The 21,811-nt window shown below is 58.0% G+C and carries 20 protein-coding genes; 15 read left to right on the top strand and 5 right to left on the bottom strand.

Annotated elements, in window-relative coordinates; all coding sequences use genetic code 11:
* Positions 1-7 precede the first annotated feature (7 nt).
* Genes MCM46_10455 through MCM46_10470 form a run of 4 tightly spaced genes read left to right on the top strand, consistent with a single transcriptional unit; the run spans position 8 to position 3,203 of the window.
* A complete protein-coding gene (locus tag MCM46_10455) occupies positions 8-223 on the top strand; it encodes a DUF2905 domain-containing protein (GenBank protein ID MCG3112228.1) in 216 nt (71 codons plus the stop codon).
* Positions 223-1,338, top strand: a complete 1,116-nt coding sequence (locus MCM46_10460) for a SpoIID/LytB domain-containing protein (GenBank protein ID MCG3112229.1) — start codon at positions 223-225, stop codon at positions 1,336-1,338. Before MCM46_10455 ends, MCM46_10460 begins: the two co-directional genes overlap by 1 nt.
* 59 nt (positions 1,339-1,397) lie before the next feature.
* Positions 1,398-2,396: a tRNA preQ1(34) S-adenosylmethionine ribosyltransferase-isomerase QueA gene (gene queA / locus MCM46_10465; GenBank protein MCG3112230.1), complete on the top strand. Its 999-nt coding sequence runs from the start codon at positions 1,398-1,400 to the stop codon at positions 2,394-2,396.
* Positions 2,397-2,438: 42 nt separating this feature from the next.
* The gene (locus tag MCM46_10470) at positions 2,439-3,203 is read left to right on the top strand and encodes an SPOR domain-containing protein (protein ID MCG3112231.1); all 765 of its coding nucleotides are present in this window, start codon (positions 2,439-2,441) and stop codon (positions 3,201-3,203) included.
* An 85-nt stretch (positions 3,204-3,288) separates the two neighbouring features.
* Here the strand turns inward: MCM46_10470 and MCM46_10475 are convergent, their stop codons facing one another.
* Positions 3,289-3,573 (bottom strand): hypothetical protein, encoded by a 285-nt coding sequence (locus MCM46_10475; protein MCG3112232.1) that lies wholly within the window; start codon positions 3,571-3,573, stop codon positions 3,289-3,291.
* A gap of 26 nt (positions 3,574-3,599) precedes the next feature.
* On the opposite strand from MCM46_10475, the gene MCM46_10480 reads away from it, so the two are divergent.
* The 4 genes from MCM46_10480 to MCM46_10495 are packed head-to-tail and all read left to right on the top strand — an operon-like array spanning position 3,600 to position 7,519.
* Complete coding sequence (locus MCM46_10480) at positions 3,600-5,636, top strand: ATP-dependent DNA helicase (protein ID MCG3112233.1); 2,037 nt, start codon at positions 3,600-3,602, stop codon at positions 5,634-5,636.
* A 33-nt stretch (positions 5,637-5,669) separates the two neighbouring features.
* The gene (locus MCM46_10485) at positions 5,670-6,140 is read left to right on the top strand and encodes a hypothetical protein (protein ID MCG3112234.1); all 471 of its coding nucleotides are present in this window, start codon (positions 5,670-5,672) and stop codon (positions 6,138-6,140) included.
* Between the two features lie 51 nt (positions 6,141-6,191).
* Complete coding sequence (locus MCM46_10490; GenBank protein ID MCG3112235.1) at positions 6,192-7,130, top strand: isoaspartyl peptidase/L-asparaginase family protein; 939 nt, start codon at positions 6,192-6,194, stop codon at positions 7,128-7,130.
* On the top strand, positions 7,130-7,519 hold the full coding sequence (locus MCM46_10495) for a YbgC/FadM family acyl-CoA thioesterase (GenBank protein MCG3112236.1): 390 nt from the start codon (positions 7,130-7,132) through the stop codon (positions 7,517-7,519). Before MCM46_10490 ends, MCM46_10495 begins: the two co-directional genes overlap by 1 nt.
* On the opposite strand, the gene MCM46_10500 is transcribed toward MCM46_10495, so the two are convergent.
* Positions 7,520-7,837, bottom strand: a complete 318-nt coding sequence (locus MCM46_10500; GenBank protein ID MCG3112237.1) for an ATP-dependent Clp protease adaptor ClpS — start codon at positions 7,835-7,837, stop codon at positions 7,520-7,522. It lies immediately after the preceding gene.
* Positions 7,838-7,888: 51 nt separating this feature from the next.
* A complete protein-coding gene (locus tag MCM46_10505) occupies positions 7,889-8,602 on the bottom strand; it encodes a tetratricopeptide repeat protein (GenBank protein ID MCG3112238.1) in 714 nt (237 codons plus the stop codon).
* Between the two features lie 165 nt (positions 8,603-8,767).
* Between MCM46_10505 and MCM46_10510 the strand changes: the two genes are divergently transcribed.
* From MCM46_10510 to MCM46_10540, 7 genes are all read left to right on the top strand, one after another.
* On the top strand, positions 8,768-9,580 hold the full coding sequence (locus MCM46_10510) for a CbbQ/NirQ/NorQ/GpvN family protein (protein ID MCG3112239.1): 813 nt from the start codon (positions 8,768-8,770) through the stop codon (positions 9,578-9,580).
* Positions 9,577-12,549, top strand: coding sequence for a VWA domain-containing protein (locus tag MCM46_10515; protein MCG3112240.1), 2,973 nt, complete (start codon positions 9,577-9,579; stop codon positions 12,547-12,549). The genes MCM46_10510 and MCM46_10515 overlap by 4 nt, the downstream gene beginning before the upstream one ends.
* A 115-nt stretch (positions 12,550-12,664) precedes the next feature.
* Positions 12,665-13,096 (top strand): hypothetical protein, encoded by a 432-nt coding sequence (locus MCM46_10520; GenBank protein ID MCG3112241.1) that lies wholly within the window; start codon positions 12,665-12,667, stop codon positions 13,094-13,096.
* Complete coding sequence (gene der, locus MCM46_10525; GenBank protein ID MCG3112242.1) at positions 13,084-14,400, top strand: ribosome biogenesis GTPase Der; 1,317 nt, start codon at positions 13,084-13,086, stop codon at positions 14,398-14,400. Before MCM46_10520 ends, der begins: the two co-directional genes overlap by 13 nt.
* A gap of 405 nt (positions 14,401-14,805) precedes the next feature.
* Entirely contained in the window at positions 14,806-18,258 is a 3,453-nt protein-coding gene (locus tag MCM46_10530) for a PAS domain S-box protein (GenBank protein ID MCG3112243.1), read from the top strand.
* 1 nt (position 18,259) lies between these two features.
* Positions 18,260-18,595, top strand: coding sequence for a TfoX/Sxy family protein (locus MCM46_10535; protein MCG3112244.1), 336 nt, complete (start codon positions 18,260-18,262; stop codon positions 18,593-18,595).
* A 594-nt stretch (positions 18,596-19,189) separates the two neighbouring features.
* Positions 19,190-19,528 (top strand): hypothetical protein, encoded by a 339-nt coding sequence (locus tag MCM46_10540; GenBank protein ID MCG3112245.1) that lies wholly within the window; start codon positions 19,190-19,192, stop codon positions 19,526-19,528.
* Between the two features lie 18 nt (positions 19,529-19,546).
* Here MCM46_10540 and MCM46_10545 read toward each other — a convergent pair whose 3' ends face one another.
* Together MCM46_10545 and MCM46_10550 are read right to left on the bottom strand one after the other, a co-directional pair.
* Entirely contained in the window at positions 19,547-20,827 is a 1,281-nt protein-coding gene (locus MCM46_10545) for a phospholipase D-like domain-containing protein (GenBank protein MCG3112246.1), read from the bottom strand.
* Positions 20,828-20,841: 14 nt separating this feature from the next.
* Positions 20,842-21,807, bottom strand: coding sequence for a lysylphosphatidylglycerol synthase domain-containing protein (locus MCM46_10550; protein MCG3112247.1), 966 nt, complete (start codon positions 21,805-21,807; stop codon positions 20,842-20,844).
* Positions 21,808-21,811 lie beyond the last annotated feature (4 nt).

The following is a 21,811-nucleotide window of genomic DNA, read 5'->3' on the forward strand; positions in this document are numbered from 1 at the left end:
GGATCAGATGGCCGACATCGGGCGCATCCTCATTTTTCTCGGGTTGATCCTCGCCCTTCTCGGCGGCATCGTTCTCCTCGCGGGGAAGATCCCCGGCCTCGGCCGCCTTCCCGGCGATATCCTCATTCAACGGCGCAACGTGACTTTTTATTTTCCAATCGCTACCAGCATTCTCATCAGCATCGTCCTCTCGCTGATCTTCTGGCTGTTGAGTCGAAGGTAATGCATTCGATACTGATCGCCCTCCTTCTCTTTTCCCTCCCGACGGCCGCATGGGCCGGGGAGACGATCCGTGTGGCCCTCCTGGAGAATGCCGCGCAGGTGCTCGTCACCTCCGGTGAAGGTTTTTTCGTCAAGACCGCCTCGGGCGACCTCCTCAGCAAACATCCGATCACCTCCGCCGATCTCCGGATTCAAAAGGGGATTACGCTCAATCGACAGGAAACGGGGGAAGAAGCCCTTTTCTTTTCACCCAGGCGCGGCGGCAAGATCGCGATCAACCGCCAACTCTACGACGGCACAATCCAGATTAAAAAGAAAAACGGCGGCCTCCTCGTCATCAATGAAATCGATATTGAGCGATACCTCCAGGGGGTCGTTCCCGCGGAGATGCCCCCCGACTGGGAGATGGAAGCGCTGAAAGTTCAAGCGGTCATCTCCCGTACCTATGCGCTCTATCAGAGAGAAAGCCGAAAGGGAAAAGAGTACGACCTGGTCAACACCATCCTCGGACAGGTTTACAAAGGAGAGTCGGTCGAAGACAGCCGCGCTTCGCTTGCGATTGCGCAGACCAAAGGACAGATTCTCTCTTACGACGGGGGGCTGGCGTTGACCTTCTTTCACTCCACCTCCGCCGGTCCGACCGAAGATGCCGCCGAGCGCTGGAACATCGCCCTTCCCTATCTGAAAGGGGTGAGCTGTCCGCTCGATCGAGATTCCCCCTATCACGAATGGAAACGGACGATCACCCTCGATGATCTGGAGGCGGCCTTGGGAAAGCTCGGTCATCCGGTCGGCGCCATCGCCACGCTGACCCCCCTGCAATGGAGCCGGGCCGGACGGCTGCTGACCGTTCGGATTCTCTACTCGGGCGGGGAGTTGATCGTGAAGGCCGAAGACCTCCGAAAAGCCCTCGGCTACAAGATCCTTCCGAGCACCCGGTTCACCATCGAAAGTTTTGGAAGAAAAATTCAGATCCGGGGGATGGGCTACGGACACGGCGTCGGGCTTTGCCAATGGGGGGCGAAGGTGATGGCCGAAAGCGGGTTGAATTTTGATGAGATTCTGTTATATTACTACCCAGGCGTTACGCTGCAACCGTACGAGGAAATAAAATAATCTCTCTAGAGAATGAACAGCACCTTGCGGCTTATGATTATTCCCTTGATCCCTCCCTGATCGCAGCGTCGCCCGCGGCCGAGCGGGATCAATCGCGGCTCCTTGTCTACCATCGAAAAAGAGAAACGATCGAACATCGGCGCTTCTCGTCGCTTCCCGAATATCTGCACTCTTCGGACCTTCTCGTCCTCAACGACACCCGGGTTTTCCCGGCGCGCCTTCGCGCGAAGAAAAAGTCGGGGGGACTTATCGAAATGCTCCTCCTCCGCCCCTTGGAGGAAGAGACCTGGGAGGTAATGATCAAAGGGAAAATCACCCCCCCGGCTGAGCTTCTCCTCGAAGAGGGAGCTGTTGCGCACATCATTCGGACGATCGACGGAGGCCATAAGGAGATCCGCTTCGCACTGCCGGAGGGAACCCCTGATCTTGATACCTTTCTGGAGCGCTGGGGCGAGGTTCCACTTCCGCCCTACATCGTGAAGAAGCGCGCGGGCCGGAGCGACCCGGCCGACCGGGAGCGCTATCAGACGGTCTACGCCAAGGTTTCCGGATCCGCCGCGGCCCCGACCGCCGGGCTTCATTTCACCAAGGCGTTATTAGATGAGATCCAACGAAAAGGAATACGAGTTGCCACGGTGACCCTTCACGTCGGCGTCGGCACCTTTCAACCGATGCGGGAAGAAAAAATCGCCGATCACCCGATGCATCGGGAGTGGTTTCATATCCCTTCTGAAACAGCGGAGGCGGTGGAGACGACGCGACGGAACGGGGGAAGGGTGATTGCGGTCGGCACGACAGCGACCCGCGCATTGGAGAGCGCCTCCCGGTCCGACGGAACCGTTCAATCCGGGCCCGGGGAGACCGAGCTCTTCATCACGCCGGGGTATCCTTTCAAAGTGGTGGACGGTTTGATCACCAATTTTCATCTTCCGAAATCGACCCTCTTGGTTTTGGTTTCCGCCTTTGCCGGAGGCGAGGCGATCCGGACCGTCTACCAAGAGGCGATCCGGGAGCGCTACCGCTTTTACAGCTACGGCGATGCAACGCTGATTTTGTAAGGCGATTTTAAAAGTCCTTTTTTGTCAGGAAGGGGGTTTTGCATGCGTGACTTGAAGGATTTGAAGCGAGAAGACGAAGGAATGGGCCCGAAGAAGAAGCCCCCCTATTTTATGATCGGCCTGCTGGGGGTTTTGGTTTTTCTCACGCTCGTTTTTGTCTTCCGAACAAAAGAGGAAAGCCCGGAGCCCCCCCCCTCCCCACCGGTGAGCCAGCTGACACCCGATCAAAGCCCGGCCGCTTCGACGGAGCTTTCGGAGAAGGAAGAGCCGGTGGTTCAAGATCCTGCGCTGAAGGCGGGAGAGATGCGGTTTGATTCAAAGCCGGAACCCTTCCCAGCATCACCACCTCCTCCCAAGAGAGATCTGTCCGCTCAGGCCCCCGGCAATCCGATCCCAAAAGAGGATTTGACCTTCTTCGATACCTTGAAGGACAAAGAAAAGAAAAACGTCGCGCTGCAGCCGAAGAAAGAGACCAAGCCGGCAGCCCAAAAAACAAAGCGGCCGCCGGAAAAAAAGAGCGACCCCAAGAAGGTTTCCGTCCCGCCGCCGACCTCCGGACCCTCCGGCGCCTACACGATCCAGGTGGCTTCCTTTGCAGACCAGAAAGGGGCGGAGACCCTTTCCCAAAAGTTGAAGAAAAAAGGGTATGATGCCTATGTCGCGGCCGGCGAGGTCCCGGAGAAGGGGACCCGGTATCGGGTTCGGATCGGCCATTATCCAAGTCGCGCGGAGGCGCAGAAAGCGGCGGAGGGGATTCAGGAGGCGGAGAAACTGAGTTTCTTAATTACAACCGATTCGGGAAAGTAGGATTCGAGACGGAAGTTCGTCTTGTGACATGATTTCTGTAGGGGTGTGATATCACGCCCGGCCGGAGGGCGCCATGAATGCGCCCCTACATCAGGGGGATCCGCTTTTCCTTGGCGGCATGTTCCAGGACCACCAGAGCGGTGTGTAATCGCTGAAGGCGGGTGTTCCGTTTTCGAATCCCCATCGTATCGTGCGTGGGGAAACTTTCCGACCGAACCTCTCGCTGCACTTTCTTCAGCTGTTGATGAAGGGTTTTGTACATCTCCTTCTCGAAACGCTTCAGGACCAGAGGATTGAGAACCATGAATCCCTCTGCGATATCTTTCGCGACGGCGACGACGCTCTTTCCCCGGATCTGACCTTCGGCCATTTCGACCTCAAAAAAAGGATTTTCTGTTGGCGAGGAATAAGATAAAAGATACCGGATCATCCGATTCCTGTCAAAAGCTCTTCCTTCCCGGCGGGCTCCTCTCCACCCTTTTAAATCGTTACGAATACCGCGAAGGGCAAATGCGGATGGCTTCCGCGGTTGCCGAGGCGCTGGAGGGGCAGAGCACCCTTTTGGTGGAGGCCCCCACCGGGACCGGAAAAACCTGGGCCTACCTGATTCCGGCCGCCCTCAGCGGAAAACGGGTCGTGATTTCCACCGGGACCAAAACCCTTCAGGACCAGCTCTACCAAAAAGATCTCCCGCTCCTGGCGCAATCGCTCCCGCGCCGCTTCACCTACAGCATGATGAAGGGAAAGGCGAACTACCTCTGCCTTCACCGGTTCGGACAATTTCTGGAGCAGCCGACCTTTCCCGACCTGGAAGTCGGATCAGATTTTGAACAGCTCCACCGCTGGTCGATGGAGACCGCCACCGGCGATCGGGCCGAATTGACGGCGCTCCCGGAGGGGTCGCCCCTCTGGCCGGAAGTTTCCGTGAAGGGGGAGGCCTGCCTCGGGAGCGGATGTCCCGACTACGACCGCTGCTACATCACCCGGATGAAGCAATCGGCCGCCGCATCCGACCTGATTGTCGTGAACCACCATCTTTTCTTCGCCGACCTGGCGCTGAAAGATTTTTCCTTCGGGGAGGTCCTTCCCCGTTACGACGCCGTGATCTTCGACGAAGCGCATCTGCTGGAAGAGGTCGCCACCCAATACTTCGGTGTTTCGATCAGCAGCTACCGGGTGGAAGATTTCCTCCGCGACACCGAGCGGGAGGTCCGCTTCTCCCAACCGCAGGAGAAAGGGTATCTCGACCAGTGCGCGCGGATCTTGGCGAAGTCGAACCGTTTCTTTCAATTTTTCAGGAGAGGGGAAGAGCGATACCGTCTGACACGCGCATTTTTCTCGCGGGAAGCGGTCACCGCCGGGCACGATCTTCTCCAATCGCTCGACCTGCTTCGCCAGCAGATCCACGCCGCGCAGGTAAAAAGCAACGGTTTCTCTCATCTTGCGGAGCGGATCGAATTGTTCTCGGCCGACTTGCAGCTCTTTCTGACGGCGAATGAGTCGACCCCGTTCGTCTTCTGGGGAGAAAGCCGAAGGCTGGGGGTCTTTCTTCATGCGTCGCCGCTCGACGTCTCGGCCCTCCTCCGCCAAAAGCTTTTTGAGCAGGAGATCCCGATCGTCCTCACCTCCGCGACCCTCTCTTCCGGTATGCAAAGCCGGGGCGTATTGCAATACGCCCCTACGGCGACGGGGGCTTTCGATTTTATGAAAGAGCGTCTAGGGATCGAGCAGGCCGACGAGGCGGTTCTTCCCTCCCCCTTTGACTACGAAAAACAAGCGCTCCTTTATCTTCCGAGCCATCTTCCGAGCCCGACGAGCCCCCCGTTTGTTCCGGCGATCGCGGAGGAAATCGTCCGAATCCTGGCCGCCAGTGAAGGGAGAGCCTTTCTCCTCTTCACCAGCTGGAAAAATCTGGAAGAGGTCTATCGATTGATCGCCCCCCGGGTTCCCTATCTCCTCCTCAAGCAGGGAGACCAGCCGAAGCATGCGCTGATCGAAACGTTCCGGAACGAGGTCTCCTCGGTTCTCCTCGGAACGACCAGCTTCTGGCAGGGGGTCGATGTTCAAGGGGAAGCGCTCTCCTGCGTCATCATCGACAAACTCCCTTTTGCCTCTCCTTCCGACCCCCTCATCGCCGCCCGGATCGAATCGCTGATCGATCAAGGGAAAGATCCCTTCATGACGTTTCAATTGCCCTCCGCGATCCTCTCCCTTCGACAGGGGATTGGAAGACTGATCCGGAATCGGGAGGACCGGGGGCTTCTCGCTATTCTCGATCACCGTGTGACGAGAAAAGAATACGGCCGGCATTTTCTCGCGAGCCTTCCTCCCTCTCCCCGGACCGATCGGTTCGAAGCGGTTCAGCGTTTTTTCTCCGCAGGATCGCCGGAGCAGCAAGAGGATCGCATCACAAACGCCCCCCGGCAAACTTGACACATCTCCTTCCTTTGCTACGATTGAGAGAAGATGAAATGTCGATTCATTAAATCGATCGGAATCGTCGCCCTCTCTGTAGGGATCTTTTCTTCCGGGGAGGCCTCCGGGAGCGGGTTTGTTCATTCCCGAATCGATCGGGCCGCTTCCATTCAATCCTCGAATCAAATGGCCGCGCCGCTGCGGGTTTCGCGCCGTCCCAAACTGGCCCGGATTCCCAATTTAAACATCTACTATGCCACCGGCCTTAATTACAACCTCTACATGGCGGACAAGGCCTGGTATCTGTTGCACAACGAGAAGTGGTACCAGGGAGAGACGCATGAAGGCCCGTGGCGGTATCTCAGCTACTCGAAAGTCCCCGAGAAACTGAAAAAGATTCCAGCCGAATTCATCAAAAAGCGAGCGCTCCCCTCGCCTGAAAAGAAAACCGTCGCAAAAAAGAAATCGTCAAAAACCCCTCCGAAAAAAGTTCCGTCCAAATCGACGAAGAAAAATAGATAATTTCTTTTCGCTTGTCGCCGTCCGTCGCGCTGATGTAAAGTAACCAAACCGATGAAGAAGAAAACACGCGCAACGGTTCTGCTGATCCACGGCGGCTGCGGGTCGACCCCGCCGACCGCCGCGCAGATGAAAACGATCGAAACGGCCCTCGACCGGGGGGAGCGCCTGCTGCAGAAGGGGGCCTCCGCCCTCGATGCGGTCGAGGCGGCTGTGGTCGTTTTGGAGAAGAGCGGCCGGTTCAATGCCGGGAAGGGATCGAAACGGCAGATGGACGGGGTCATCCGGACCGACGCCTCGGTCATGAACGGGCGGGACCTCTCCGCCGGGGCGGTCGCCGCGATGGAGGGGATTCTCACCCCCATTCGCGCCGCGCGCCTTGTCATGGAGCGGACGCCGCATCTTCTCCTGGTCGGAAAATCGGCGGAGGGATTGGCCCGTCTTTTCCGTCTCCCCCTTCTTTCCCCTTCGCTCGCCGCTCCGAACCCCCCTTCCGAGGAGCTCTCTTTCGGGAAGTGGGAAGCGCTTTTCCGGAACCTACAAGACGCGATGAAAAACGAAAAGGGAAAGCGCGGAACTGTCGGGGCGGTGGCGCGCGACACAGAGGGGAATGTCGCGGCGGGGACCTCGACCGGAGGAATCCGCCTGATGCTCCCGGGACGGGTCGGCGACAGCCCCTTGATCGGGGCCGGAACGTACGCCGACAATCGTTCCGGCGCCGTTTCGATGACCGGCCTCGGCGAGGCGATCATCCGGGCGGGGCTTGCGAAGGAGATCACGTTGGAGATGGAGGGGGGCGTTGAGGCGGAAGAGGCCGGGAGACGCGCTTTGATCCGGATGCGCCGCCGGATCGGCGGGGAGGCCGGCGCGATCATCCTCTCGGCCGACGGCGGCTTCGCCCTGCTTCACACGACCGACTATATGCCCGGGGGATACCGGGCCGGGCGACGCCGCAAGGTTGGCGGTCAATTTCAAAAGGTCATGGAGGATTGATGCAGATTCGTGTTTATTATGAGGATACCGACGCGGGCGGGGTGGTTTACTACGCCAATTACTTGAAATATTTTGAGCGGGGGCGGACCGAATATTTTCGGGAACGGGGGTTGGAAGTGGCTGCTTATGCCGCGGCCGGGGTTCTCTTCGTGGTCGCCCACGCCGAAATCGACTATCGCCTGGCGGCGCGCTACAACGACCTGCTCGACATGGAGACTGAGGTCGTCGACTTCAGCCGCGCCAGCCTCACCTTCTCCCACGTCATCCGGCTGCACGACACCGATAAGGTGGTCGCGGAGGGATGGGTCCGGCTCGTCTGCGTCGACGAGCGCTTCAAGCCGAAACGCCTTCCGGAAGAGATCATAAAGATCGTGACGAAGATCTGCTAATTACGCCGGCTCAATGACACAGCGAAACGGAAAGCCCTCCGCCCGCGCCGCATTGTGGACCTGCTCCTGCTTCAGCTCCGCCTGCTCCTTGGAGAGGGTCGCGACATGGGCGGCTCCTTCTGTATGAACCTGCCACATTATCGCTTGAGCGGTGTCGGGATCTTTTCCAAAAATTTGAATTAAGATCCGGATGACAAACTCCATCGTCGTGACGTTGTCGTCCAGCAGGATGACCTTGTACGGGGGGATCTCTTCGATCTCTGAGCGGGTTTCTTCTGAAAGCTCCGGAAGGACGGACGGGGCCGTGCTCACTACCATGGCGGACTCTTTTCTGAGCGGAAAGGAACCGGCGGGAAAGGCAAAACGAGATCACCCCTCGATGATCTCTTTCTTCACCATCGCGAGATAAACCTGCGCCTCTTTCCCCTCGGGGTTGATCCGCTGGGCTTCTTCCCATTCGGCGAGGGCCAGATCGACAAACCCCTTCATATAATAGGTGACACCGAGATGGATGATGGCGGGAATGTACTTCGGATGAATCTCTTTGGCCTGCTGAAAGGTCTCGATGGCATCATCGAACATTCCCTTTTCCCGCAGGGTAATTCCAACTTTGGTGACCACGTCGACGAACTTCGGCCGGATGGAGAGAGCCCTCCGGTACTCTTCCAGCGCGCCGTCATAGAGGCCGATCTCAAAATACTGATCGGCGAGCTTCGCATGTTCGTTGGCGAGCTTTCCCTGGATAAAGGGATCGATCGATTTCACCTCGGACCGGACGACCCGCGCCGCTTTGGAAAAGGTCTCGCCCGCCTCGTCGTATCGGCCGAGGTCGTTGAGGGCGATCGTCAGGTTGAGGGAGGCCTCCGTATAGCGGGGATTGATCTGAAGCGCTTTTTTGAAGTAAACCACCGCCATCTCCGCATTTCCTTTCTGAAAGGTGATGATGCCGAGCTTATTATAAATATCGGCATATCCTTGCGGATGATTCTGGAGGAGCTTGAGAAAGAGCCGCTCTGCCTCGATGATCTTTCCCTCGTCGAAGGCGGCGCGGGCCTGCTCGTAGATTTTTTCGAAATCGTCCATCCGAAAACTCCCTGAAGTAGACCAAACTTACCTTAAAAGCGGAAAAGAGTCAAAAGTTTTTTCCCTCCGATCATCCCCGGAGATCCGATCGCCAGCAGGGTAAACGATTGTTTTATCAATCCGGAAAGGTTATAATCCCCCCACGATTTGAGCACAGGAGGTCCCATGCAACACCCATCGATCATGGAGCCGTTTTATCTCTCCAAGGAGCCGTATTATCAACCGGTCGGCACGGAGGCCGTTCTTTTTAAAGCGGCCTATGAGTCGAAGCGGCCGGTGCTGATCAAGGGGCCGACCGGCTGCGGGAAGAGCCGGTTCGTCGCCTACATGGCCTACCATCTCAAGCGCCCGTTGATCACGGTCGCCTGCCATGAGGATCTGACCGCCTCCGATCTGGTCGGGCGGTATCTGCTCCAGGGGGACGAGACGGTCTGGGCCGATGGCCCGCTGGCGCTGGCGGTGAAACATGGGGCGATCTGTTATCTGGATGAGATCGTCGAAGCCCGCAAAGATACCACCGTCGTCATCCACCCGCTGACCGACGATCGCCGGATCCTCCCGATCGAGAAAAAAGGGGAGATCGTCCCCGCGTCGGACGATTTTATGCTCGTGATCTCCTACAACCCCGGCTATCAGAGTGTTTTGAAAGACCTCAAGCAGAGCACCCGCCAGCGGTTCATCGCATTGGAATTCAACTATCCCCCGCGCGCAACGGAGATCCAGATCGTCGCCCGGGAAGCGGCGATTTCGGAAGAGGTCGCGAGGCGATTGGTCGGGATCGGCGAGAAGGTCCGGAATCTTAAAAACCACGGCCTGGAAGAAGGGGTCAGCACCCGCCTTTTGATTTATGCGGGCCAGTTGATCGGGAAGGGAATTCCGCCGCATCGGGCCTGCGAGGCGGCGATCGCCGACGCCATGACCGACGATGCCGAGATGCACAGAACCCTCATGGAAATTGTCCGCAGTTTCTTCGAATGAGCCCGTCATCCCCCCTCGAATCGATCCAATCTTTGCTGGCGGCGACCCTCGACGCCGACGAGGTCGTACGCATCCTCTCGGCGCTCTCCCGGCTCGATCCATCCCTCCAAAAAAACGCGGTGAACATCGGCCTCATCCTCTCCGATTTCTCGACCAAGGCGGCGGCGGAATACTTTCGCGCGGTCCCTTCGGTGCTGCAGTCGATCGGCCCCGACGAGCTGGCCGGCTGGGTCGGGATGGGGATTCAGATCGCGCAGCAATCGTCGGCCGGAGGAATCCGGTTTTTCAAACAGGGACCGGCGGTCTTCGCAAAGCTCTCCTCCAAGCCGCTCCGCGACCGCTTCCTTCAGCTGGGGATTTCCCTGGCGCCGCGCGACTACAACCTGGCGCTGGAATATTACCAACAAGCGCCCGCCCTGCTTGCCAACGTTGTCTTGACCGAGGCGGCGCTGGCCGAATGGGCCGAGCACGGCTTCGCCCTTGGGAAACAAGATTACACCTTGGCGGTTGAGTATTTCCGAACGACCCCCTCGCTCCTGATTCTCCTGCCGATCGAGCTCCTCCCGAAGTGGATCGCGGCGGGACAGAAGCTCTCCTCCGGAAAGGTCCTCGCGACGCTGCAGTTTGTTCGGACGAGTCCGGAGCTCTTTACGAAAATTTCATCGAACGCCGACCGCGTCCGGCTCCTCGACCTGACCGCTGAGGTTGCTGAGCGGAATCCGGCGCTCGCCGCCAAGCTTTTCACCGAGGCGGCCGCCATCCTCCCCCCCTTTCAGACCCTTCATCTCGAAGGGGTGCTGCTCGATAAAGCGCTGACCCTGGCGCGGTTCGACGGGGAGCTGGCGGCGGCCTTTTTTTTAAGCGGTCCCAAGATTTTGAAGGAGATGGGGCGCGCCGCGGCCCACTTCCCCGAATGGGTCGAAGCGGGGATGGCCCTCGTTAAAAACGGATCGGCTCAGGCGAAGGCCTTCTTCGCGTTTGAATCGAAGGGGGCGCGCGAGGCGGTCGATCATTTCGGAACCGGCGTTTCCCTCGCCTCGATCTCACGGATGTTAAAGCTCTTCGCGGAGGCCCTCTCCGGCCGGCCGGTCGCGATCCAGCCGACCTCAAGCCTCAAACAGGAAGGAAAGGAGTCCGAGGCGCCGACGACCGACGGCCAGACGATCTATCTTCCGGACCATGTCAACCAATTCCCCGACAAGGCGCTCAATCTCGAATGGTATAAGGTTGCGACCGCCTATCAGGCCGGCTACCTGGAGTTCAACACCTTCACGCCGAAAATCGCCGACACCGCCGATCTGATCGAGGCGCTTCAGATGAAATACAAACGCCGGGGGGGATTCTCGAGTTTGACCTCCTTCTTCTCCCTCTTTCCCGAGCCGGCGCTGATCCAGCGGCTTTTTGAGATCGCCGAGGGGGCCCGGATCGAGTACTTGCTGAAGCAGGAGTATCCCGGATTAAGATCGGCGCTGATCCGGATGCGCGAGGCCGACCTCGCCCGCCGTCCGCCGCTCACCGGGTTGAGCCCGCGCGGGGCCGTCGTCGAGCTGCTCCATCAGATTTCGCTGTCGGGGAAGACAAAAGAGCCGATTCCGCCGGCGCTTCAATCGACCCTCTTCGAGGCCTGCCGGATGCTGGGGGCGGTTCAAAACCCCGATGCGCCGGTCCCGGTCGCCTACGCGATGGCGGCGGCGGCGCGGGTCTACGATCTTTTGGAAATCGACCAGGCCGAGCCGACCCCCGCCACCGGCGACATGGAGACCTTCGATGAGCGGGGAAGCCCGGTTCGGGGCGAAGGAGAAGGGGCCGGAATGATCGCCCCCTCGACTCGCGGGGTGATCGATCCGAAGCGGGTGGAGGAGACGAAGAAAGCCACCCAGGCCCAGGCTGACGCCCTGCTGGAGAAACTCAAGGGGGCGGGGGTCGATCTCTCGACCGAAGCGGCCGTGGCAGCGCTTTCCGGATCGATCCAACGGGGGGAGACCACGCTCGAATCGCTTCAGCAGGGAGGGGCGCTCGACAGCCTCGCCGAGCAGATGACGGCGGGGCGCTCGGCGCCGGGAGGGACCGCAGGCGGCAGGCGGTTCCGGTACGATGAATGGGATTGCGAGAGCAATGACTACCGGCCGGGATGGTGCCAGGTGATCGAGCGGCCGGTGGCGGCGGGAACCCCCGATGCGGTCGAGGCGATCCTCGCCGAGTACGGCGGGATGATCCAGTCGATTCAAACGGCGTTTCAGCACCTCCGCCCGGAAGGGCTCAAGCGGATCAAAGGGGAGCGGGAGGGGGACGAGCTCGATCTCGATGCGCTGCTCAACAGCCGGGTCGAGGCGAAATCGGGACGTTCTCCTTCGGATCGGATCTATGTTGCCCGCCAGAAGAAAGAGCGGAGTGTCGCGATTGCTTTTTTAATCGACATCAGCGGCTCGACGCAGCAGCCCCTCCCCGGTGGCGGAAAGCGGATCGTCCAGATCGAAAAGGAGGCGCTGGTCCTTTTGTCGAAGGCGATCGACGCCGTCGGCGACCGCTTCGCCCTCTATGGTTTTTCGGGACGCGGAAAAGATTCGGTCGATTTCTATCTGATCAAAGATTTCGACGAGCGCTACGGCGCCGAGATCGACCGCCGCATCGGCCGGATCGAGGCGGCGGCCCAGAACCGCGACGGCGCCGCCATCCGTCATGCGGCGCGGCGGCTCGCGGCCCAGCCGTCCAAGGTCAAGGTGTTGGCCCTCATCAGCGACGGCAAGCCGCTCGACGACCAATACAGCGGCTCTTATTCGACCGCCGACACGAAGATGGCGCTTCGCGAAGCGAAACGGCAAGGAATTCATCCCTACTGCATTACGGTCGACCGGGAAGGACCGGAGTATCTGCGCGGCATGTATGGCGAGGTCGCCTATCTGGTCATCGACCAAATCGAAACCCTCCCGGTGAAGCTGCCGCAGATTTATAAGAGGCTGACCACATAAAAGAATATTGCGGAATGCGGATTGCGGATTGAAAGAGGAACAGAAGCCTTCTTCGGTTTCTTATTTTAAATCCGCAATCCGAAATCCGCAATGAAGATCTTCAAGGAGAGACATCATGGAATCACAAGATAATCTTTTCACCGGCTGGCTCTGGGAGATGTTCAAAGAGTATGTCCGGAAGATCCGGCGGACCGCTTCGCACGGCGCGCCGGAGGTGAGCGAGATGAAGGTGAAATATCAGGAGATCTTCAATGAGGCGTCGATCAAGATCTTGGTGGAGGAGAAGGTTGGGATGATCGTGATCTTCAACGATCTCGAAAGCCGGACGACGGCGGAATTGACCGGCTTGATGGAGAAAGAGCAGCTGATGGCGTATCTCGCCAAAACCTACGGCCGGGGAAAATACAAGATCAATCTCTATCACGGGATGACCTTCGTCGCGACCCACAATTTCAAAGTCGAAGAGGAGAGCCTCCCCGAGCACTGGCGGGAGATCGTTGCGCGGAACAAGGCGGCGGAAGGGACAATCAATCCATGGCAGAGATAAAAGGGCCGATTATCGCCGTTGTCGGGCGGCCGAACGTCGGAAAATCGACCCTCTTCAACAAGCTGGTCGGAAGGCGCAAGGCGATCGTTCAAGATATGCCGGGGGTGACGCGCGATCGAAACGAGGCGCTCGGCCATTATCGGGATCGGCAGTTTACGCTGATCGATACCGGCGGGTTGGTCCCCGAATCGAAAGAGGAGATGGAGACCCAGGTCCGCCGGCAGTCGGAGATCGCCATCGAGCAGGCCGACGCCCTTCTTTTCGTCATGAGCGCGCGGGACGGGGTGACGCCGATCGACCGGTCGATTCATGATCTGCTTCGAAAAAGCGGAAAGCCGGTCTATTATGTGATCAATAAGGCCGAAGGGAAGGGAATCCAACGATTCACCGAATTTTATGAGTTGGGCGTCGATCCGCTGTATGCCATCTCGGCCGAGCACAACGAAGGTTTAAGCGATCTGCTCGATGCCCTCTATCCCCGGATGGCCCCGGAGGAAGAAGAGGAGAAGGTCGAAGCCCCCAAGGTGGTCGTCCTCGGCCGGCCGAATGTGGGGAAATCGACCCTGATCAATACCCTCCTGCGGGAGGAGCGGCTCGTCACCAGCGATGTTCCGGGGACGACCCGCGATACGATCGACAGTTGGGTCACCTATCACGACAAGCCTTATCTTTTTATCGATACGGCCGGCATCCGGCGGCGGGGAAAAATCGAACATGGGGTGGAGCAATTCAGCATCGCGCGGGCGAAAGAGGCGTTGGAGCGGTCGGACATCGCCCTCCTTCTGATCGACGGCGTCGAAGGGATCACCGAGCAAGATTCGAAGATCGCCGGGTTGATCATCGAGAAGGGGAAGGGATCGGTCGTTCTGATCAATAAATGGGATCTGGCAAAAAAAGAAGAAAGGGCCAAGGAGCAGCTTCTGAACCAGATCGCCCTTCGGTTCCGGTTTATGAACGATCTGCAGTATGCCACCATCTCCGCCCGGGAGGGAGAAGGGATCGGCCAGATCTTCCAGCTGATCGATACGGTTTACGCAGGATATACTCAGCGGGTCTCCACCGGCGATCTAAATCGCTTTTTTGAGAAAATTATGGAGAGCCATCCTCCCCCTTTTTACAAGGGAAAGCGGCTCAAACTCTACTATATTACCCAGGCAGGGGTGCGCCCGCCGACCTTTGTCCTCTTTGCAAACGCTCCCAAAGGGGTTCCCGATCATTACCTCGGCTACATTGAAAATCAGCTTCGGGAGACCTTCGGCTTCACCGGCACGCCGATCCGAATCCGACTTCGCCAGCGTCGATAAATTTCCCTCTTCTTTCGGCCTCAGAGGCCATAAATACCCTGATTGACTCACTCAGGGTCAATTCTGTATATTGAACCTACTCTGAGTGAATAATAACAATCCTGTATGGCCTCCTTCAGCAGAGGCTGAACATCTTCCTTCTCTTATTGAGAGGGCTGCTGAAATACCTCAATAGAACACCCCTCGCGAGATTAGGATTCGTCAAGAACGAGGGAAGGATTCAGAGTCGGAGGTAGACGAGATGATCCGCTCCTTCTTCCCGAGTCTTCAGCCCCTCCGATCAGGCCGTCTTCCTGACCGCTTCTTTCAAAGACCCTTTTTTTCCGCAAGAAGATCCCGGATTGATGCTCTTTGCCGTAAGCGCTTTCCGGAAGGGGTCTTCTCTCCCTGTGGAGAAAGCGTCTGATGAAACCGCCCCTTCCCCAGGATGAACCAAAGCGGCTGGAAACGCTTCGGCAATATCAGATCCTTGATACCCCATCGGAAAATGTGTTTGACGATTTGACACGGTTGGCCTCCGACGTTTGTGAAGCGCCGATTGCAGTGATCACGTTTATCGATGATCATCGTCAGTGGTTCAAATCAAAAATAGGTGTGCGCCCGACTGAGACCCCCCGGGAGAGCGCCATTTGCGCCCACGCAATCCTGCAGCGCCAGCCGTTGATTGTTCACGATACCGCTTCCGACCCCCGGTTCTCGGACAACCCCTGGGTGACCTCCGACCCCCACGTCCGATTCTACGCAGGCGCCCCGCTGCTGACCCCCGAAGGGCATGCCCTCGGAACCGTCTGCGTCATGGATTACGCTCCTCGAGAGCTGCGCCCCAAGCAGATCGAAGGGCTCCAAACGATTGCGCACGAGACGATGCTGCTGCTGGACCTTCGCCGTCAGCTCTCGGCGTCGTCGCGCATGGTGACCGGCCTCCGGGAGGCGGAGGAGGCGCTGCGGGAATCGGAGGAAAAGTATCGGATCCTCTTCGAGAACAATCCGCATCCGATGTGGGTGTTCGATCCGGAGACGCTCGCCTTTCTGGCGGTCAACGAGTCGGCCATCCGGCACTACGGCTACAGCCGCGAAGAGTTCCTCTCCATGACCATCAAAGACATCCGCCCGCCGGAAGACATTCCCCGCTTGCTGGAAGATTTTAAGAAGATGTCCCCCGGAGTCGCTCGGGCCGGCGTCTGGCGGCACCGGAAGAAGGATGGAACGATCATCGACGTGGAGATTACCCGCGATCTGATCCCTTTTATGGGGAAGCAGGCGGGGCTTACCTTGGCAAATGACGTGACCGAAAGAAAGAAGGCGGAGGAGGAGCACGCGCGCCTTCTTCATCGCGAGCGGGAAGCGCGTGCGGCGGCGGTGCAGGCGCAGTGGCGCTTTACTTTCCTGGCGGAAGCGAGTGAGATCCTCTCCGCTTCGCTTGATTACGAAACCACCTTGGAGAGCGTGGCGCGTTTGGCGATCCCCTTTCTGGCGGACGGTTGCGTCGTTGATATCGTTGAAGAAGACCAATCGATCCGCCGGGTGGCGGCGGTCGCCACCGATCCGGCCAAAGAAGCGCTCGGATTGGAACTGATGCGGCGCTACCCTCCCGAACGGGGAGGCGCTCACCCGCTTCGGCAGGTGCTGACCTCGGGAAAGACGATGATTCTCTCCGATATTCCAGACGCGTTGTTGGAGACCATCGCGCGCGATCCCGAACATCTGAAGCTCGCCAAAGCGCTGGGGATCAAATCGGCGATGATCGTCCCCCTCTCGGCGCGAGGGAAAACGTTGGGGGCTCTTTCTTTTGTCACAATGGAATCGGGCCGCCATTTCGGAGAGGACGATCTCTCCCTGGCGGAAGACCTCGCGCGCCGCGTCGCCGTGGCGGTCGATAATGCGCGTCTTTACCGGGGGGCCCAAAGAGAAATCGAGGAGCGAAAAGAGGCCGAAGCGGCGCTACGCGAGAGCCAGCGGGCGCTGACGACCTTGATGAGCAATCTCCCCGGTTTGGCCTACCGGTGCCGGAACGATCCGGACTGGACGACCGAGTTCGTCAGCGAGGGATGCCTGGCCATCACCGGTTATGCTCAGGATGATTTTATCGGAAATAAAACCCTCTCCTATGGGAGCTTGATCCACCCCGAAGATCGGGAACGGGTCTGGGAAGAGACCCAAGCCGCCCTTCGCGAGAAGAGACCGTACGAATTGGTCTACCGGATTTTTACCGCATCGAAGCAGGAGAAGTGGGTTTGGGAGCATGGGCGCGGGGTGTATTCCCAGGGGGGCGAATTGCTGGCGTTGGAGGGTTTTACCACCGAGATCACCGAGTGGAAACGCGCGGAGGAAGCGCTGGCGTCGGAGAAAGAACGCCTTGCGGTGACATTGGGGTCGATCGGCGATGGGGTGATCACCACCGACATGGAGGAGAGGGTTGTCCTGATGAACAAAGTGGCCGAGGGCCTCACCGGCTGGACCCAACAAGAGGCCGTCGGCCGCCCCCTTCAGGAAATCTTTCATATGATCGACGGAAAAACCGGCCGGCCTCTGGAGAGTCCCGCCGTCCAGGTTCTGCAAACCGGCGCGACCGTCGAATTGGCCGATCATACGGTTCTGGTCTCTCGAGAAGAAACAGAGCGGAGCATTGCCCACAGCGGCGCCCCTATTCGAGACAAAGCAGGACATATCATCGGCGTGGTCTTGGTGTTCCGAGACACCACCCAGCAGCAAAAAATGGAGGAAGATCTTCTTCGAACGAGCAAGCTGGAAGCGGTGGGATTGCTTGCCGGCGGCATCGCACACGACTTTAACAATATCTTGACCGCGATTCTGGGGAATCTCTCCCTGGTGAAGATGTCGATCGGTCCGACCGATCCCCTTCATCGGCGGGTCAGCGACGCGGAGACCGCTTCGCTTCGGGCAAGGGATCTGGCACAGCAGCTCTTGACCTTCGCCAAAGGGGGGACGCCGATCAAGAAAACCGTCTCGATGAAAGGGCTGCTGAAGGATTCAATCGAGTTCGTTCTGCACGGATCGAATGTCGGGGTTGAATTCGTCATCTCGGACGATCTCTGGCCGGTCGAAATCGATGAGGGTCAGATCAGTCAGGTCCTCCACAATCTGGTCATCAACGCCCAGCAGGCGATGCCCCAAGGCGGGATCATCAAAGTGCGGGCGGAGAATGATCTTGTCAAAGAAGGGGACAAGCGGATTTTCCTCAAGCCGCGGAGATACGTTCGAATCTCGATTCGGGACTTTGGAATCGGCATTCCGAAGGAGCACCTCTCGAAGATCTTCGATCCTTATTTTACGACCAAACAGAAGGGAAGCGGACTGGGGCTGCCGACCTCCTATTCAATCATCAAAAAACACGACGGCTACATGACGGCCGACTCCGAGCTGGGAAAGGGCTCGACCTTCTCCATTTACCTGGCGGCCTCCTCGCACGACGTTGAGCCGGAGCGGCGATCCGAGGCGCCGCTTCGGGGCAAGGGTAAAGTTTTGATCATGGATGACGAGCAGGCGGTCCGGGAGGTGGCGGGAGAGCTCTTAGGCTTTCTCGGCTACCGGGTCGGATACGCCGAAGATGGCGCCGAGGCGATCGCACGCTACCGGGAGGCGTCGGCCTCCGGGGAACCGTTTGACCTGGTCATCATGGACCTGACCGTGCCGGGGAAGATGGGGGGAAAAGAGGCGATCCAGCGCCTCCTTGAAATCGACCTGCATGTGAGGGCGATCGTCTCGAGCGGCTACTCCAACGATCCGATCATGGGTGATTATGCCCGGTACGGTTTCAAAGGGGTGATCGCCAAGCCCTACCAACTCGAGCAGCTGAGCAAAACCGTTCACGATGTCATCACGGGAATGCCGGGATAGGATGAAAGACGAATCGTTTCGGGAGTTTGTTCTCGACCAACTGAGCCCGCTTGAAGGAATTCACTGCCGGCCGATGTTCGGCGGGCAGGGTCTCTACCGGGACGAGCACTTTTTCGGCATCCTCTTTAAAGGCCGGCTTTACTTCAAAACCGACGACGCCAGCCGTTCAGACTATGTCGAAATGGGGATGAAGCCGTTCCGCCCCAGCGCCCAGCAGACCCTCAAAACGTATTATGAGGTGCCGGTCGATGTGATCGAAGATCCGGAAGCGTTGAGGGGATGGGCCGAGCGGGCGATCGCCTGCCGAACGGAGATCGCAAGGAAACGCAAGCGCTAACGGATAGAATTCATCCAGATTGTTCCGGGCCTCACTTCGCGCCCTCCACTTTTCGGAGCGCTGGGCCCTGTTTGTTTCCGGCAATACGCGGATCGTTTCGTTTGCGGTCATCGATCTTTGGGCTGCCGTTTACATAGATTTTAATGCATTCCTCGAACTCTTTCCCTTCGGATTGTTTTACGAATTCAAGAAACCCATAGATATTCTTAATTCCCTTATCATCAAACCCCATCGCTTTCAGAAGATCGTCGTTTGCCCGAAAAGACAAGGGGTATGGAAGAATGCGGAACAGATAATTTCCGGAGTCTTGGAATTCAACGATGGCGTAATACAGATCCCTCAGCCTCTTGAACGATGAGATAAGCCTTCCATAGTTTTTCCGGCTGGCCCGGAAAAGAAGGGTCTGGAAGTCTTCGTTGTAGTCTTTGATCAGCTTATCAAAACGGTCCTGTGTCATACATAAATTCTACAATGATTGAGGGGGAGGCTTGCAACATTTTTTATTTAGCGAAGATCGATACGACTTTTAAGGATCGCCGTTTCCCAACGCTTTCTCCTTGATCTTTCCCCCGGCGTTTCAGTACCATTAGGACCATGTCAGTCAAAGTCTGGTGGCCCTTATTCCCGCTTCTTTTCCTGATCGTCCTCGTTTGCTTGATCACCGCCCTGATTCGGGTGAAGCGCCGCGGCGGAACCACGCGATACGGGTGGCTGGCCCTCTCCCTTGCGCTCTTCTTCTACTTGATGACCTGGGTGGTCGGGGAAATGGGGATGCGATGGCTGCACATGCCGGTGTCGAACATCGCCGAACTCTTTATTCTCTTCAACATCGTCTATTTTGCCCGGAAGGGATGGAAAGACATCGCCTGGCTCAACGGCGTCGCCCTGGTCGCCATCGCGGCCGATTTTGCGCTCCACTATATTTTGAAGTGAGCCTTCGTTCCCTTTTCCTCACAACAGGTTTTTGATCCAGTCCCCCAGCCAGCCGACGAAACGCTCGCGATAGGGCCGCTTTCTCCATTCCTCATAAGAGATCGGACGTGACCGCTCCAGATCTTCCGCGAAAATTTCCTCCAGGCGTTGAGCGACCTCCCGGCTATGGAAGTTCAGGTTGAACTCATCATTGAGGCTGAACGAACGGTTGTCGAAGTTGGTGCTGCCGATCGATCCCCAGATGCCGTCGGCCACCAACGTCTTCGCATGCATGAAGGTCGGCTGGTACTCGTAAATTTTCACCCCCGCTTTCAATAATCTCCCGTAACCGTTTCGGCTCAATTGGTAGAGAAGGTAATTGTCGTTATACCGGCCGGGGACGATCACCCGGACATCGACCCCTCGTTCGACCGCCTCGATCAATCGGTCCTGAAGAAGGCCGTCGGGGAGAAAGTAGGCGGTGGTGATGTAGAGGGTCTGCTCCGCCGAGGCGATGGTCAGGAGGTAGAGCATGTAGACTTCGGAGCTTGACTCCATCGGGGAGCTTCGAATCCCTTGCGCTTTGACCGGACCGATCTCTTGGAGAGGGGGGAAATAGAGGTCTCCCACAATCATGGTCCGCGTTGCCTCCAGCCAGTTTTCGGCAAACGCCGCCTGCAGGTAGTGAACGACCGGTCCCTCGACAACGACGCAGGTATCGCGCCAATGATCCTTGTCCTGCGCATGGCCGAGCCATTCGTCGCCGATCCCGATGCCCCCCGTAAAGCCGATCCGTCCATCGATGATGAGGACCTTCCGATGTGTCCGGTAGTTGTACTGGAAAGGTTTGTACCACTTCAGCGGCCGGAACCAGGCGAAGCGAACCCCCGCCTCCTTCATCTTCGTGACATTCTTCTCCTCCATGGTTTTTGCCCCCTGAGAATCGAGGAGCAGGTAAACCGGCAGGCCGTCGCGCGCGCGCCGGGCGAGCGCATCGGCAAATTCATCCGCGATTTTCCCCTTCCAATAAACGTAGGTGACGAAGGTGATACTTTTCTCCGCCTCCCGAATGGCCTTCAACATGGCGGGAAAGGCCTCATCGCCGTCGAGTAAGACACGAACGTGGTGCCCCGGCAGAATCGGCGCGCCGGTGTAGGCCTCGAGGGTATCGAAAAAAGAGGGGTGGGATAGAGGAAAGGGGTCTTGTCCCAGTCGCTTGGGGGTCGCGCCGCAGGCGACGAGGGTCAGCATCAGAATGAGGAACAAACCTCTTTCGATGCGGTGGTAAAAACGATCGGATATATGCAGGCTGTAGGTCATCCTTGACTACTATTCTAGCGATTTTCGGCTTTTTGACGCAATACGGCATCGAGCGAGTGGGGCCGAGAGCGGATCTCATCGATCGCGAGGAGAGCGATCCCGATCACCATGGGGATGAGGAAGTAAATCACACGGTAGAGCAGAAGAGAAGAGAGAAGGGCCGCTTCGGAGAGTCGGCCGTCGAGAAGCACCAACATGCTCGATTCAAACACCCCGATTCCTCCGGGGGCATGGGTGAGAATCGCCACCACCTCCACGATGAAATAGGCCGCGATGAAGGTTCCGATCGAAACCGCCCCCGCTGGAAGGATTAAATAGAGAACCCAGAGGGTCACAAAGACATCGATCGCCCCCAGAATCAATTGGGACAGCGCAATCCGGAAAGGGGGGAGAGACCATCGTCTCCCCCGGAATGCGATCTCCTTGTTGGATCGGCTGCAGATCCCGAGGTAGACGAGTGGGATCGCCCAGACCAAGAAACCCACCATCGGGAAGAGCGACCTCGGAAGAAGAGGGACAACCTCTTCTTCCAGAGGGTAAAAAAGAAACGAAAAACCGCCCCAAAAGAAGAAACCGAGGAGAAAGGTGACGGTGTTGAATAGGACCAGTTTGGTGACATCTTTGAGGTCCATTCCGCAGCGGGAATAAAATCGATAGCGCATCGACCCGCCGGTCAGCCAACTGATCCCGAGATTCTTGCTGATGGAATATCCGACAAAAGAGGCGAGCGCAACCCGAGGGTACGAGATCCGCTTCTTTAGAAAACGAAGGGCCAGCCAATCATAACCGGTGAGGACCAGGTAGCTGATCGTCGTCCAAAAACCAACGATCGCCAGCCGCATCCCCTCCAGGGAGCGGAGATATGCGGTGACCTCCGTCAGATCGATGGTTCGAAATCGCCTGTAAAGGAAGAAGCCCGCCGCCAGGAGGGCGACCAGGCCGATGATTGTATTAATCCAATTCCGTGTTTCCGGTTTCAAACAA

The sequence above is a fragment of the Candidatus Manganitrophus morganii genome, assembly GCA_021651055.1.
Classification (GTDB): domain Bacteria; phylum Nitrospirota; class Nitrospiria; order SBBL01; family Manganitrophaceae; genus Manganitrophus; species Manganitrophus morganii.